Source organism: Stenotrophomonas sp. 59, from assembly GCF_030291095.1.
GTDB lineage: Bacteria > Pseudomonadota > Gammaproteobacteria > Xanthomonadales > Xanthomonadaceae > Stenotrophomonas > Stenotrophomonas maltophilia_Q.
In genome coordinates this window covers 4,368,516-4,381,243 of the sequence record NZ_CP127408.1, presented here as the reverse complement: position 1 = coordinate 4,381,243, position 12,728 = coordinate 4,368,516, and the positions used below count along the sequence as shown (strand labels likewise).

The 12,728-nt window shown below is 67.7% G+C and carries 13 protein-coding genes; 6 read left to right on the top strand and 7 right to left on the bottom strand.

The window, feature by feature from the left end; genetic code table 11:
• Positions 1 to 96 precede the first annotated feature (96 nt).
• Together QP552_RS20040 and QP552_RS20035 are read right to left on the bottom strand one after the other, a co-directional pair.
• On the bottom strand, positions 97 to 888 hold the full coding sequence (locus QP552_RS20040; protein WP_286074506.1) for an ABC transporter permease: 792 nt from the start codon (positions 886 to 888) through the stop codon (positions 97 to 99).
• On the bottom strand, positions 885 to 1,853 hold the full coding sequence (locus QP552_RS20035; protein ID WP_099551730.1) for an ABC transporter ATP-binding protein: 969 nt from the start codon (positions 1,851 to 1,853) through the stop codon (positions 885 to 887). The genes QP552_RS20040 and QP552_RS20035 overlap by 4 nt, the downstream gene beginning before the upstream one ends.
• An 85-nt stretch (positions 1,854 to 1,938) precedes the next feature.
• Between QP552_RS20035 and QP552_RS20030 the strand changes: the two genes are divergently transcribed.
• Positions 1,939 to 2,688 (top strand): ferredoxin--NADP reductase, encoded by a 750-nt coding sequence (locus tag QP552_RS20030; protein WP_286074505.1) that lies wholly within the window; start codon positions 1,939 to 1,941, stop codon positions 2,686 to 2,688.
• A 77-nt stretch (positions 2,689 to 2,765) separates the two neighbouring features.
• Here the strand turns inward: QP552_RS20030 and QP552_RS20025 are convergent, their stop codons facing one another.
• Both QP552_RS20025 and QP552_RS20020 read right to left on the bottom strand, forming a co-directional pair.
• Positions 2,766 to 3,932 carry a lytic polysaccharide monooxygenase gene (locus QP552_RS20025; RefSeq protein WP_286074504.1) on the bottom strand — a complete coding sequence of 389 codons (1,167 nt, stop codon included), beginning with the start codon at positions 3,930 to 3,932 and terminating at the stop codon, positions 2,766 to 2,768.
• Positions 3,933 to 4,165: 233 nt separating this feature from the next.
• Positions 4,166 to 4,651 carry a DUF1203 domain-containing protein gene (locus tag QP552_RS20020; RefSeq protein ID WP_106550663.1) on the bottom strand — a complete coding sequence of 162 codons (486 nt, stop codon included), beginning with the start codon at positions 4,649 to 4,651 and terminating at the stop codon, positions 4,166 to 4,168.
• A gap of 154 nt (positions 4,652 to 4,805) precedes the next feature.
• Between QP552_RS20020 and QP552_RS20015 the strand changes: the two genes are divergently transcribed.
• From QP552_RS20015 to QP552_RS20000, 4 genes are all read left to right on the top strand, one after another.
• Positions 4,806 to 6,008, top strand: coding sequence for a GGDEF domain-containing protein (locus QP552_RS20015; RefSeq protein ID WP_286074503.1), 1,203 nt, complete (start codon positions 4,806 to 4,808; stop codon positions 6,006 to 6,008).
• Positions 6,009 to 6,076: 68 nt separating this feature from the next.
• Positions 6,077 to 7,603, top strand: coding sequence for an alpha/beta fold hydrolase (locus QP552_RS20010; RefSeq protein ID WP_197632951.1), 1,527 nt, complete (start codon positions 6,077 to 6,079; stop codon positions 7,601 to 7,603).
• Positions 7,600 to 8,346 (top strand): ATP-binding cassette domain-containing protein, encoded by a 747-nt coding sequence (locus QP552_RS20005; protein WP_286074502.1) that lies wholly within the window; start codon positions 7,600 to 7,602, stop codon positions 8,344 to 8,346. The genes QP552_RS20010 and QP552_RS20005 overlap by 4 nt, the downstream gene beginning before the upstream one ends.
• Entirely contained in the window at positions 8,343 to 9,527 is a 1,185-nt protein-coding gene (locus QP552_RS20000; RefSeq protein WP_111113176.1) for an ABC transporter permease, read from the top strand. The genes QP552_RS20005 and QP552_RS20000 overlap by 4 nt, the downstream gene beginning before the upstream one ends.
• Positions 9,528 to 9,686: 159 nt before the next feature.
• On the opposite strand, the gene QP552_RS19995 is transcribed toward QP552_RS20000, so the two are convergent.
• Positions 9,687 to 10,472, bottom strand: coding sequence for a helix-turn-helix transcriptional regulator (locus QP552_RS19995; RefSeq protein ID WP_286074501.1), 786 nt, complete (start codon positions 10,470 to 10,472; stop codon positions 9,687 to 9,689).
• 77 nt (positions 10,473 to 10,549) lie between these two features.
• Here QP552_RS19995 and QP552_RS19990 point away from each other — a divergent pair, with 77 nt between their 5' ends.
• The gene (locus QP552_RS19990; protein ID WP_286074500.1) at positions 10,550 to 10,804 is read left to right on the top strand and encodes a hypothetical protein; all 255 of its coding nucleotides are present in this window, start codon (positions 10,550 to 10,552) and stop codon (positions 10,802 to 10,804) included.
• Positions 10,805 to 10,878: 74 nt separating this feature from the next.
• Here the strand turns inward: QP552_RS19990 and QP552_RS19985 are convergent, their stop codons facing one another.
• Both QP552_RS19985 and QP552_RS19980 read right to left on the bottom strand, forming a co-directional pair.
• A complete protein-coding gene (locus QP552_RS19985; protein WP_286074499.1) occupies positions 10,879 to 11,883 on the bottom strand; it encodes an energy transducer TonB in 1,005 nt (334 codons plus the stop codon).
• 201 nt (positions 11,884 to 12,084) lie between these two features.
• Entirely contained in the window at positions 12,085 to 12,693 is a 609-nt protein-coding gene (locus QP552_RS19980) for a TIGR00645 family protein (RefSeq protein ID WP_180838685.1), read from the bottom strand.
• Positions 12,694 to 12,728: the final 35 nt, after the last annotated feature.

Here is a 12,728-nt window from a genome sequence, read left to right as displayed (position 1 = left end):
ACCGTTACGCCCCCCCCGCCATCCCACGGAATGCAGGCATTTGATGTTGATGTTGATGTTGAGCAGGTGCAGGGCCGCAGGCCCTGCAGGCAACCCTCAGCTGCGCATGCCCACGCCACGGCGCAGCAGCCACAGCGCCAGCGCTGTCAGCACCACCACGAATCCGATCATCAGGCCGTAGGCCACCGGCAGCGGTACGTCACTGCTGCCCAGCAGGCCATAGCGGAACGCGTTGACCATGTAGAAGATCGGGTTGGCGTGGGTGGCCGCCTCGGCCCAGCCCGGCAGCAGCTTCACCGAATAGAACACGCCACCCAGGTAGGTCAGCGGGGTCAGGATGAAGGTCGGCACGATCGCCACGTCATCGAACTTCTTCGCATACACCGCGTTGATGAAGCCGGCCAGCGAGAAGATCGTCGCGCCCAGGATCACCGTGGTCAGCATCACGATCGGATGCGGGATGCGCACCGGGGTGAAGAACATCGCGATGATCAGCACGATCACGCCCACCATCAGGCCGCGCAGCACGGCACCGGCCACGTAGCCCCACAGGATCACCCAGTTCGGCATCGGGCTGACCAGCAGTTCTTCCACGTGGCGGCCGAACTTGGCGCCGAAGAACGAGGAACTGATGTTGCCGTAGCTGTTCTGGATCACGCTCATCATCACCAGGCCCGGCACGATGAACTGCATGTAGCTGTAGCCGCCCATGTCACCCACGCGCGACCCGATCAGGTTGCCGAAGATCAGGAAGTACAGGGTCATGGTGATCGCCGGCGGCACCAGGGTCTGGCCCCAGATGCGCATGATGCGGGCGACTTCGCGGCGCACGATGGTCATCAGCGCGACGCGGTTGCGCTGGCCGTCGGTCAGCTCGGTGGTGCTCATGCGGAGGTCTCCAGGTTGCCGGTGAGGCGCACGAACAGCTCCTCCAGGCGGTTGCTCTTGGTGCGCATCGAACGCACGCGGATGCCGGCCTCGTTCAGCGTGGCGAACACGCGGTTGAGGTCCATGGCGCGCGGCATGTCGATGTCCAGCGTGTGCGGGTCCGGCGCGGTCAGGGTCGCGCCTTCGATCACCGGCAGCTGCGCCGGCAGCTCACCATCGATGTCCAGCAGGAAGCCTTCCACGTCCAGCTTGGCCAGCAGGGCGCGCATCGGGCCCTGCTCGACGATCTGGCCGTGGTTGATGATCGCCAGGTGGCGGCACAGATACTCGGCCTCTTCCAGGTAGTGCGTGGTGAGGATGATCGTGGTGCCGGCGGCATTGATCTCCTTCAGCACGCGCCACATGTCGCGGCGGATCTCGATGTCCACGCCGGCGGTCGGCTCGTCCAGGATCAGCAGGCGCGGGCGGGTCATCATCGCGCGCGCGATCATCAGCCGACGCTTCATGCCGCCGGACAGGGTGCGGCTCATCACCTGCGCCTTTTCCCACAGGTGTGCGCGCTTGAGTTCCTCTTCGGCGCGCTTTTCAGCTTCCTCGCGCGGCACGCCGTAGAAACCGGCGTAGTTCACCAGGATGTCGAAGGGCTTCTCGAACAGGTTGAAGTTGATTTCCTGCGGCACCAGGCCGATCAGGCGCATGGTGGCGCTGCGGTTGCGTACCAGATCGCTGCCGAACACTTCCACCTGGCCCTCGCTGAGGTTGACCAGGGAGCTGATGATGCCGATCAGGGTCGACTTGCCGGCGCCGTTGGGGCCCAGCAGGGCGAAGAAGTCGCCCGGGGCCACTTCCAGGGAAACGCCCTTCAGGGCCTGGGTGCCGTTGTCGTAGGTCTTGCGCAGGTCGCGCACGCGCAGGGCGGGCGCCGTATCGTTCTGGGATGCCAAGCTCGAAGCCTTCGCGCCCATGGGCTGGCGCTGGAGAGGGGGCGGGGAGGGGCTATTATAGAAGACCCCGAGGGCTTGCCCCGGCTACACACTGTCCCGAAAAGTCGTGCCTGTTCAATTCCCCCTCAAGCTGGTCGGCCGCCGCATGCTGGCCCCGACCGTCGGCCACTACCAGTTCGTGCGTGACGATGGACAGCCGCTGGATTTCCAGCCGGGCCAGTTCATCCATGTCCATTTCAGCTACGCCGACGGCACCGAAACCAAGCGCAGCTACTCGCTGGCGACCATCCACGACCACGCGCTGGGCCCGGGCGAGGCGGTGGATATCGCGGTCAGTTTCGTGCCCGGCGGTGCCGCCACGGCGCTGTTCGAGGCGCTGGAGCACGGCGGCCAGGTCAGCGCGTCCGGCCCTTACGGCCGTTTCTGCCTGAACCCCGGCGACCACAATGCCCGCTACCTGCTGATCGCCACCGGTACCGGCGTCACGCCGTACCGCTCGATGCTGCCACTGCTGGAAACGGCCATGGCCGAGCGTGGCGTGCAGATCGTGCTGCTGCAGGGTGCGCGCAGCCCGGGCGAGCTGCTGTACAGCGAAGATTTCTACAGCTTCGCCGAAAAGCACCCGAACTTCCGTTATGTGCCGTGCCTGTCGCGCGAACTGCCGACCGATCCGCACCCGGACGTGCAGCATGGCTACGTGCAGCAGGCCCTGGCCGGTTTCTCGCCGGACCCGGCCACCGACATCGCCTACCTGTGCGGCAACCCGGACATGGTCGATGCCTGCGCCGAGCTGCTCAAGGCGGCTGGCCTGGGCAACCCGCAGATCCGCCGCGAGAAGTACGTCAGCAGCAAATAGGCCCGGGTAGTGCCGGCCGCTGGCCGGCAACCCCCTCATGTACCGGAGGCGGCCTCATGCCACCTCCGGAACCTGCCTCAGTACGCGATCCAGGCATCCCGCCAAGCGTAGCCCGTGCCCGGACGATAGGCATCGGCATTGACGTTGCACCAGGCACCTTCCGGGAACGGGCGGCAGGCGTACAGCTTGCCGTCGGTGCCCTTCACCACGGTCTGGCCCGGCACGTAGCTGCCGATACCGGCCGGGTACACATGATCGAAATCACCACCCGGCGACGGCGTGCCCGGGTCCGGCACCTTCGTGTCGAGCTGGAAGCGGTTGCCATCCTTCAGGTACACGCGGTTGGCGGTGGCCGACGCCGTCGGCGTGATCACGCCGTTGCTGAGCACACCCAGGCGCGCATGCCGTGCATCGATATTGACCTTGCGTGCCAGAACCAGCGGCCACTGTGCCGCGGCGGTCTGGCCGTTGGCCAGGGTGGCCTCCACGCGCTCGACATCGTTGCCGTTGGCGTTGAACACGCGCAGCGCCAGCGTGGTGCCGACCGGCAGGTCACCGCGCGCAGTGACCGGGCCGGCATCCTGCCATTGCGGTGCCGGCGTGGTGCCGCCGCCCTGGAAGCGCACGTCCATGCAGGTGTAGAACGCTTCGGTCGAATCCGAGCGCTGCCAGATGTTGTAGATCACGTGCTGGCCGGTGCGCTGCGGTAGCGTGCACTGCAGCTTGTAGGTGCCATCGGCCGACAGCGGAGTATTGCCCAGCGTGCAGAATTCCTGCAGGTCGGCCCAGCGCAACGGGCTGCCCGGCTGCCAGCCTTCGCGGGTGACGAAGAAGCGCCAGTCGCGCGTAGCATGCGGCGCGGTGGCCTTGAACACGAAAGTGAACCTGCCATTCGCATCGGGCTGGATCGGCGTGGTCTGCCAGTCGCTGCGGTCCACGTCCAGGCCGCGGAAGGTCGGGTTGTTGCCGCTGCACAGCTTGCCATCGGGCACCACCGCCTGGTGGTTGCCATTGGCGTTGGCCTGGTTGATGCCGTTCCAGTCGTAGAACGCCTGCGAGCCGCCGATCGCCTTGGCGGCGGCACAGGCCGGATTGGTCGGGTTCTCGGGATTGCCCTGGAAGCAGGCATAAACGCGGCTGACCGGCGTGGTCATGGTGCCGTGGGCGGCCGCAGTGCCGGCCAGGCTCAGGCCTGCGGCGGCGAACGCGGTGGCCAGCAGCAACGGTGTGGATCGGAGTGACATGGCGCATCCTTGTGGTCGTCGAAAGGGAACGGTGACCGCAGGAGTTGCGCTGCGCAGCGGACTTGCGGCGGCACCACAGCGAGTATCGAGTCGTGGTGCGGGCGGCGGAACCATGGAAGTGCCGATCCGTGACTGTGCATGTGAAGCCCTTCCCGCAGGCTTCACGTGGTGCTGAACGGATGCGCCAGTGGTCACGTGATCGGCGTGCCGCAGATCACGTCGTGGAGGTGGCGCTACGTGGCGTTGATGCCAACCCGATCTGCCTGGCATGAGAAACAGCCGTGTGCCGCGTTGTGCAGCTGGACGAAGGCCACCGCTGGATCGGCGAAGATCGTGTCCAGCTGCGTGGCGACCTCGGTGCCGGCGCAGACCTGCGCACTACGCATCAACGCTGCGCGGTCGTAGGCGCGCAGCGAGATCATGCGGCGCTGCACATAAGGTGGCACTTCCCCGGCGGGCAGTACGCAACGGGTCACGCCGCGCTGCACGAAGATCGGACCGGAGGCGCGATAGGGCGAGTGCAACGGCAGGTGTACATGGGACAGCAGGAGCAGTTCGCTGCCGCAGGGAGGATCGCTCAGGCTGATCCGGCAGGGGTGGCCTCCCGAATCGCCCGCCCAGCGACGCTGGATTCCCAGTGCAGCGAGCGCGTTGTCACTCATCTCGAACAGGGGCAGGAAGGGGCGGTGGTCGATGCCACCGAGGTACCACGCGTGCATGGGCGTCTCCTTGGGCTTCTGCGGATTCTGCGCATGCGCCGGTGGCCCTGCTCGCCGTTTTCAGACCCGGCATCACCCTCGAGCCGAAGAACGCCGCAGGAATCACGCTGCAAGGCGCTAAGATGCGCGCGCCGCCCCGGCCGACGAGCGCTGCATGTCCCTGGATTTCCGCACCATCACCGTGCTTGGCTTCCTGCTCTGCATCGGCATTGCCGTGGGGTTCTCGCTGCTGCTGGTCGTGCTGCGCGGGCAACCCGTGCTGCGCCAGTGGACCGCCAGCCTGTGGCTGCTGACCCTGGGCGTGACCCTGCTGGCGCTGCGTCCCTATCTGCCACTGGTGCCGGCCGTACTGGCCGGCAATGCAGCGATGGCCGGGTGCGCGCTGATGATGCTGCGCGGCGTGGCGCTGCACCTGGAGCAGCCATTGCCGCTGTGGCGGCCGTTGTTGATGGCGGCCGCGTTCATGGCCTGCATCTTTGCCTTCCTGGTGCTGTGGCCGAGCCTGGGCGTGCGCCTGCAGGTGTTCAGCGTGTTTGCGCTGGTTGTCGATGGCTGGATCGCATGGCTGCTGCTGCGCCATGCCCCGGCCCAGCAACGCACCAGTTGCCGTTTGGCCGCGGCGGTGTTCCTGGCCGAAGCCGCGCTGTATGCCGTGCGTTTGTTCCTGCCGGTGGCCCCGGATGCCGGCGAGGACATCATGCGCACCGGTTCGCCGATGTTCGCCACCTACATCGCCGGAGTGATGCTGGAACTGGCGCGCTGCTTCGCGATGGTGCTGCTGCTGGTCGAGCGGATGCTGGTCGATCTGCGGCATGCGGCGCGCACCGACGGTCTGACCGGCCTGCTCAACCGCCGTGCCGTGCTGACCGATGGCCAGGCGCGTCTGCAGCGCCTGCGTCGACAAGGGCAGCCGCTGGCGCTGCTGCTGGTGGATGTCGATCACTTCAAGCAGATCAATGACCGCTGGGGCCATCTGGCAGGCGACCAGGTACTGCGCCATTTCGCTGCGTTGCTGCAGCGCTGTGCCCCGGGCCACGACGCCCTGCTGGGCCGTTACGGCGGTGAGGAGTTCGTGCTGGTGATGGCCGGCAGCACGCAGGACGACGCAATGGCAGGGGCCGCAGCGATCCGCGCCGCTCTGCAGCGGTGCCCGGCGCGCCTGGCCACCGGACCGGTGACGGTCACCGCCAGCATCGGTCTGGCGATGGACGAAGGCCAAGGCGACCTGTCCACGCTGCTGGCGGCGGCCGATGCGGCGCTGTACCGGGCCAAGGCCGAGGGCCGCGATCGCCTGGCCTGCGCCGTCCCGCCCGGGAATCCGCCTCTGCCCATCGCCGCCGACGCGCTGCCCGTGTAAGTTGGGTCACATCTTCCACGGCAGCCCGTCGTGGTCGGCAGGAACGTCCTCCAGGGGAAACACGCACGATGCAAAGACACCACCTCGCGCTGGCCGGAATGCTGGCCAGCCTGATGCTTGCCGGTTGCAGCCAACCGCCGTCCGCCGACGCGAAGGGCAGCACCGACGCGCCCAGCCGCCGCTTCGGCACGATCGGCTTCCAGCCCTGCACCTTGTCCACCGTCGGCGCCAGCGCCAATGTGGAAGCGCAGTGCGCCACCCTGCAGGTGCCGGAGGATCGCGCCCATCCCGAAGGCCGCAGCATCGGCCTGCGCATCGCCTGGCTGGAGTCGGGCGACGGCAGCAGCAGCCAGCCCGATCCGGTGTTCTTCCTGGCCGGCGGCCCCGGCCAGGCCGCCAGCGAGGTGGCCGTCGTTGTCGATACCGCCCTGCGCCAGGTACGCAAGCAGCGCGACGTGTTCCTGATCGACCAGCGCGGCACCGGCAGCTCCAACCCGCTCAGCTGCCTGGGCGCCGACGGCAAGGAACTGCAGCTGGACGAAGACGCTGCGCCCACCGAAGCGGTGATGCGCGACTTCGCCACGCAGTGCCTGGCCTCGCTGAAAGGCCGTGCCGATCCGCGCTTCTACACCACCACCGAAGCCATTGCCGATCTGGACGCCGTGCGCCAGGCGCTGGGCGCTGAAAAGATCAATCTGGTCGGGGGTTCCTATGGCACCCGCGTGGCCCAGCGCTATGCCATGGCCTACCCGCAGCACACCCGCAGCATCGTGATCGATGGCGTGGTGCCCAACGATCTGGTGGTGGGTGGCGAGTTCGCCAGGACCTTCGACAACGCCATCACCCTGCAGTCGGCGCAGTGCCGCAAGGATGCCGCCTGCAGCAAGCGCTTCCCGGTGGATACCCGTGAACAGCTGCGCAGCGTGGCCGACACCCTGCGCCGCACGCCGGTGACGGTCGATTACCGCGACCCCGGTACGAACGCGCCGCGCCAGGACGTGCTTTCGCCGGACAGCGTGGTTGGCCTGGCGTTCGCCTTCTCCTACGTGCCCGAGTACTCCTCGCTGCTGCCACTGGTGCTGGATGAAGCCGCACAGGGCCGCTACGCCCCGCTGGCCTCGCTGGTGCGTGGCGCCACCCGCAGCATGGATTTCCAGATCAACCGCGGCATGCAGTGGTCGGTGATCTGCAGCGAAGACGCGCCGCGCTTCCAGGCCCCGCCTGAAAGCGATGACGCGCTGTTCGGTGCCGAAGCAGCGCGCGCGTTCTTCGCCGCCTGCCCGGTGTGGCCCCACCAGCCGGCGCCGGCCGCCAGCACCGCAGCGCTGAAGGGCGATCTGCCCGTGTTGCTGCTGTCCGGTGAACTGGACCCGGTCACCCCGCCGCGCTACGCCGAGCAGGTGCTCAAGGGCCTGCCCAACGGCCGAGCGCTGGTTGCCCGCGGGCAGGGTCACGGCACGCTCAACGCCGGCTGCATGCCGCGCCTGCTCGGCCAGTTCATCGACACCACCAATGCCAAGGCGATCGATGCCAGCTGCCTGGATACGCTGAGCTACGTGCCGGCGTTCACTTCGTTCAACGGATGGGCCCCATGATCGTCGCCGACAACCTGCACAAGGCCTTCGATACCCGCACCGGCCGTATCCAGGCGGTGGCCAACGTCGGCTTCCGCGCCGCCGATTGCCAGATCACCGGCCTGCTGGGCCCCAACGGTGCCGGCAAGACCACCACCATGCGCATGCTGTACACGCTGATGACGCCCGACCAGGGCAGCATCAGCGTCGATGGCATCGATGCAGCGCGCAACCCGGTGGAGGTACGCCGCCACCTGGGGGTGCTGCCCGATGCGCGTGGCGTGTACAAGCGCCTGACCGCGCGCGAGAACATCGCCTACTTCGGCGAACTGCATGGCCTCTCGGCCCAGCACATCCGCGAACGCATCGAGGTGCTGTCGCATGCACTGGACATGGGCGACATCCTTGATCGCCAGACCGATGGCTTCTCGCAGGGCCAGCGCACCAAGACCGCCATCGCCCGTGCGCTGGTGCACGACCCGCGCAACGTCATCCTCGACGAACCCACCAACGGCCTGGACGTGATGACCACCCGCGCGCTGCGCCGGTTCCTGCTGGGGCTGCGCGAAGAGGGCCGCTGCGTGATCCTGTCCAGCCACATCATGCAGGAGGTGGGGGCGCTGTGCGACCACATCGTGATCATTGCCAAGGGCACGGTGATGGCCGCCGGCAGCGCCGATGAACTGCGCGCACAGTCCGGTGAAACCAATCTGGAGGATGCGTTCGTGAAACTGATCGGCAGCGAAGAGGGCCTGCACGCATGAGCATGATGTCGACCCTGATGACGGTGATGCGCAAGGAGCTGCGTGACCTGTCGCGCGACCGCCGCACGCTGGCGCTGACCCTGCTGTTCGGGCCGCTGCTGTACCCGCTGCTGATCCTGGGCATGGGCAAGCTGTCCGAAAGCCGCGTGCGCACGCAGATCGAGCAGCCGCTGCAGATTCCCACCATCGGCGCCGAGCACGCGCCGAACCTGGTGCGTTTCCTGGCGGCCCAGGGCCTGAATGCCGCTGCTGCACCGAAGGACCTGGCCGAGGCCATCCGCTCGCAGGACATCGACGTGGCGCTGCGCATCAGCCCGGACTTCGGCAAGGACTGGGCCGATGGCAAGCCGGCGCTGGTGGAGGTGATCCGCGACAGCACGCGGCGTGCCGCCGAGGTGCCCACTGCGCGCCTGCAGGCGGCGTTGGCCACCTACAACGGGCAGGTGGGAGCGCTGCGGCTGATGGCGCGTGGCATCGACGCCCAGGTTGCACGGCCGCTGGACGTGGCCAGCCAGGACATGGCCAGTGCCGAAGCCAAGCGTGGCCTGATGCTGTCGGCGTTGCTGCCGATCCTGCTGACCCTTACCTCGTTCCTCGGCGGCGCCTACCTGGTGATGGACACCACCGCCGGCGAGCGTGAGCGGCAGTCGCTGGAGCCGCTGCTGGCCACGCCGGGATCGCGCAGCGCCATTGTCAGCGGCAAGATCGCCGCCGCCTGCATGGTCGGCTTTGCCTCGCTGCTGTTGACCCTGGCCGCGTTCAAGGTGAGCGCGCAGATTGCACCGGGCAACATCGGCCGCCAGCTCAACATGAACATCGTCGCCATGGTGCAGATGCTGCTGGTGATGTTGCCGATGCTGCTGATCGGCACCTCGCTGCTGACGTTCCTGGCCGCAGCGGCCAAGAGCATGAAGGAAGCGCAGAGCCACATGACCTGGCTGATGCTGCTGCCGATGCTGCCGGGCTATGCGCTGATTGCCTACCCGGTGAAGAGCCAGCTTTGGCAGTACGCAGTGCCGTTCCTGTCGCAGAACCAGATGCTGCTGAAGGTGATCCGCCACGAGACCATCACCCCCTCGGTGTGGGCGATCTACCTCGGCGCCAGCCTCGGCCTGGCGGCCGTGCTGTGGTTCGCCGCCGTGCGCCGTTACCACAACGAGCGCCTGGCCATCTCCGGCTAAGTGCGGGTGGTAGCGCCGGGCCATGCCCGGCGGATCCGGAACGAGGCCCGGTCATTCCGGGCCTCGTTGATTTCAGGACTGCGTTGCCTGCCAAATGGCGAAACGCTGGGCAATCACCGGTGCCAGTCGCAAGTGCAGACAGCCGGAACGTTGGACACCTCACCCATCCCCATACCGCGCAGGCGTCACGCCCATCTCGCGCTTGAACACAGCGATGAACGCACTGGGCGTGTCATAGCCCATCGACAGCGCAACACCGATCACCGGCTCGCCGGCCAGCAGGCGTGGCAGCGCCAGCAGCACGCGCAGTCGTCGCCGCCATTGGCCCAGCGTCATGCCGGTCTCGGTCAGCCAGTGGCGGGCGAGGCTGCGGCTGGACAGACCGCTGCTGGCGGCCCAGTCGTCGATGCTGCGGTTGTCGTCCGGGGCGCGTGCCAGTGCGGCGGCGATCCGGCGCAGGCGTCGGTCGCGCGGCTGCGGCAGGGCAAGCGGCAGCGGCGTGCTGGCGGTGATCTCATCGGCGATCACGCCGGCCAGGCGCTCCTGCGCGGCGTCCAGCACCCGATGGGGCCATCGCAGTGCACGAGCCGTCGCGGCCTGCAGCAGCGTGCTGGGCTGGAAAATGCGCGGTGTCGCTGGTAGTTCCACGCAGGCCGCAGCACTGAAGTACAGGCTCCAGCCATCGAAATCCTCTGCCTCCACCAGTGCGTGGGGCAGCGAGGGCGGTATCCATGCAACGTGCCCAGCCGGAAGCAGCCACTGCAGATCCCCGGCCTCGATGCGCAGCATGCCGTGGTGGACACCCAGCAGCTGGCCGCGCACATGCCGGTGGCGTGCTGTGCGGCGTCGTCCGGTTGCGCGCAGTTGCGACGACAGCACCGCGGGACCGCCGCCGGCGTCCGCCAGGGTGGGATCGATCAACGCGATGGATGTCTGATCTGCCATATCAATTGGCAGTTATACGGCAGATGCGCCGGCTGCGGGGCGCCACACTGGCTTCCGATCCCAACGGAGTCTCATCCATGCAGCCACACGACATCCTCCCCGACCATCAGAACGACGTGCACGTGAACGGCGTGACCGTGCGCAAGGGCAGTGTGGGTGCGTTCCTGGCCAGCGTGCGCGACTGGCAGGACCCGGCCAGCGATCCCGCCACCCGGGCCACGGCCGAAGCGGATCTGCGCGCGCTGCTGCCCGGGCTGCATGCGCTGGGCCTGTTCCAGGTGCTGATGGCGCACGATCCGGCCCTGCAACGCCTGATCGATGGAGCGGCCTGAAACGGACAAGGCCCGGACATGCCGGGCCTTGATCCATTGTCGCCGGGCGTGGCCCGGCGCTACCTCGACGTGCCTCAGTTGTTGCCCGGCGCGAACACCAGCGTACGGCGGGTGGTCACCGGCGCGCTGACCGGCTCGAAGCGCCAGCGCTTCACGGCGTTCAGGGCTTCACGATCAAACACGCGTCCCGGCGTCGCGCGCAGCACGCGAGCGTTCACCACCGAGCCGTCGGTGCCGACGGTGATCTCCACCAGCACTTCGCCGGAGGTTCCCGAGCGCAGGGCTTCGCCCGGATAGCGCGGCGCAGGTGTACTGACCGGGCGCAGGGTGGGCGCTGCGGGTGCTGCGGCCTGGCGTGCGGCGCTGGCCTGCTGGGCGGCAGCCTGCTGCTGCTTCTGCTCGGCCTCACGACGGGCGGCGGCCTGGCGTTCGGCTTCCTGGCGCTCGTTGTCGCGGCGCGCGGCATCCTGCTGCGCGGCAATCTGCTTGGCGGCGTCGGCTTCCTTGGCGCGCTGCTCGGTCAGGCGCTGCTGCTCGGTCTGCTGCTTGCTGCGGTCCTCGGCGTCCTTCTTGGCTTTCTCGGCTTCCGCTTCGGTGCGCTTGGCGGCGTTCTGCACGCCCTTGGCCAGGCCGTCCTTCAGGCGCGGCAGGGCCGGCGCGGAGGCATCCACCTTCTCGATCAGAGCCACCAGGCGCTGCGCTTCGGCGTAGTCCTCGCGGCCCAGGTGCTGCTCGGCTGCGATCAGGGTGTAGGGCAGCAGGTCGGTCAGCGCGCTCTTCACCGAGGCGTCGTCCGGGGTCTTGTCACGCAGGGCGAGGTAGTACTCGATGGCGTTGTCGCCGGCCGGTGCGTACATGCGGTTCTCGCGCAGCGCCTGGCTGGCCGACTCGCGCAGCTGCTCGGTGCCCATCGACTGCACCTTGGCAGCGACCACCGGTGCGGCGGGTGCAGCAGCGGCAGGCGCCGTGGCGGCAGCGGGCGCTGCGGATTCTTCCTTGCCCGAGCAGGCGGCCAGTGCCAGTGCCAGGGCAACCGGCAGCCACCGGCGCGCGGCGGTGATCGTTGAGACGTGCGACATCCTGCTCCCCTCTAGAAGACGACGTGACGTAAATCATTGATATGCATGGCCGGGACCTGCGGTCCGGGCGCGGCAGGGTGACGTTTCCCGACGCCACCGCCGGCAACGGCGAGGGTGCAATCTAGCATCCCGGCCACCGCCGCGTACAAGGGGCAGTGGCCGGGACGGGGCAGCGGCGAAGGACCGCTGTCGGTTGCCGCATCAGTGGTCGTGCGACTTGCTGTGGCTGTTGGACATCAGCTTGTCGGTCCAGGCGATGCCGATCGCCGACAGGATGAACACGCAGTGGATGATGGTCTGCCACAGCACGCCTTCCTGGGTCAGCATCGAGCAGCGGGCGACACCGATGTTGGCAGCGGCCACGCTCATCTGCTCCGGCGTGCACAGCGGGATGCCGCCCAGCGCACCACTGGCGATGAAGGTCTTCAACAGGTGGATCGAGGAGATGCCGATGATCGCCATCGCCAGCTTCACCTTCAGCACGCTCGCGTTGACGTGGCTCAGCCATTCCGGCTGGTCCGGGTGGCCTTCCAGGCGCAGGCGCGAGACGAAGGTTTCGTAGCCACCGACGATCACCATCACCAGCAGGTTGGAGATCATCACCACGTCGATCAGGCCCAGCACGATCAGCATGATCTGCTGCTCGCCCATCGAGGCCGAATGCGAAATCAGGTGCCACAGTTCCTTGCCGAACAGGAAGACGTAGACGCACTGGGCGACGATCAGGCCCAGGTACAGCGGCAGCTGCAGCCAGCGCGAGGCGAAGATCAGCGTGGACAACGGGGAGAGCGGCGGGCGGTTTGCACTCATGCGGGGGATGCTGCGTTTCGGGGGAGAGGCGAGGT

Excerpts from the sequence above, each read along its gene's own strand:
- QP552_RS20040 (WP_286074506.1), bottom strand. The coding sequence starts at position 888 with ATGAGCACCACCGAGCTGACCGACGGCCAGCGCAACCGCGTCGCGCTG.
- QP552_RS20035 (WP_099551730.1), bottom strand. The coding sequence starts at position 1,853 with ATGGGCGCGAAGGCTTCGAGCTTGGCATCCCAGAACGATACGGCGCCC.
- QP552_RS20025 (WP_286074504.1), bottom strand. The coding sequence starts at position 3,932 with ATGTCACTCCGATCCACACCGTTGCTGCTGGCCACCGCGTTCGCCGCC.
- QP552_RS20020 (WP_106550663.1), bottom strand. The coding sequence starts at position 4,651 with ATGCACGCGTGGTACCTCGGTGGCATCGACCACCGCCCCTTCCTGCCC.
- QP552_RS20015 (WP_286074503.1), top strand. The coding sequence starts at position 4,806 with ATGTCCCTGGATTTCCGCACCATCACCGTGCTTGGCTTCCTGCTCTGC.
- QP552_RS20010 (WP_197632951.1), top strand. The coding sequence starts at position 6,077 with ATGCAAAGACACCACCTCGCGCTGGCCGGAATGCTGGCCAGCCTGATG.
- QP552_RS20005 (WP_286074502.1), top strand. The coding sequence starts at position 7,600 with ATGATCGTCGCCGACAACCTGCACAAGGCCTTCGATACCCGCACCGGC.
- QP552_RS20000 (WP_111113176.1), top strand. The coding sequence starts at position 8,343 with ATGAGCATGATGTCGACCCTGATGACGGTGATGCGCAAGGAGCTGCGT.
- QP552_RS19995 (WP_286074501.1), bottom strand. The coding sequence starts at position 10,472 with ATGGCAGATCAGACATCCATCGCGTTGATCGATCCCACCCTGGCGGAC.
- QP552_RS19990 (WP_286074500.1), top strand. The coding sequence starts at position 10,550 with ATGCAGCCACACGACATCCTCCCCGACCATCAGAACGACGTGCACGTG.
- QP552_RS19985 (WP_286074499.1), bottom strand. The coding sequence starts at position 11,883 with ATGTCGCACGTCTCAACGATCACCGCCGCGCGCCGGTGGCTGCCGGTT.
- QP552_RS19980 (WP_180838685.1), bottom strand. The coding sequence starts at position 12,693 with ATGAGTGCAAACCGCCCGCCGCTCTCCCCGTTGTCCACGCTGATCTTC.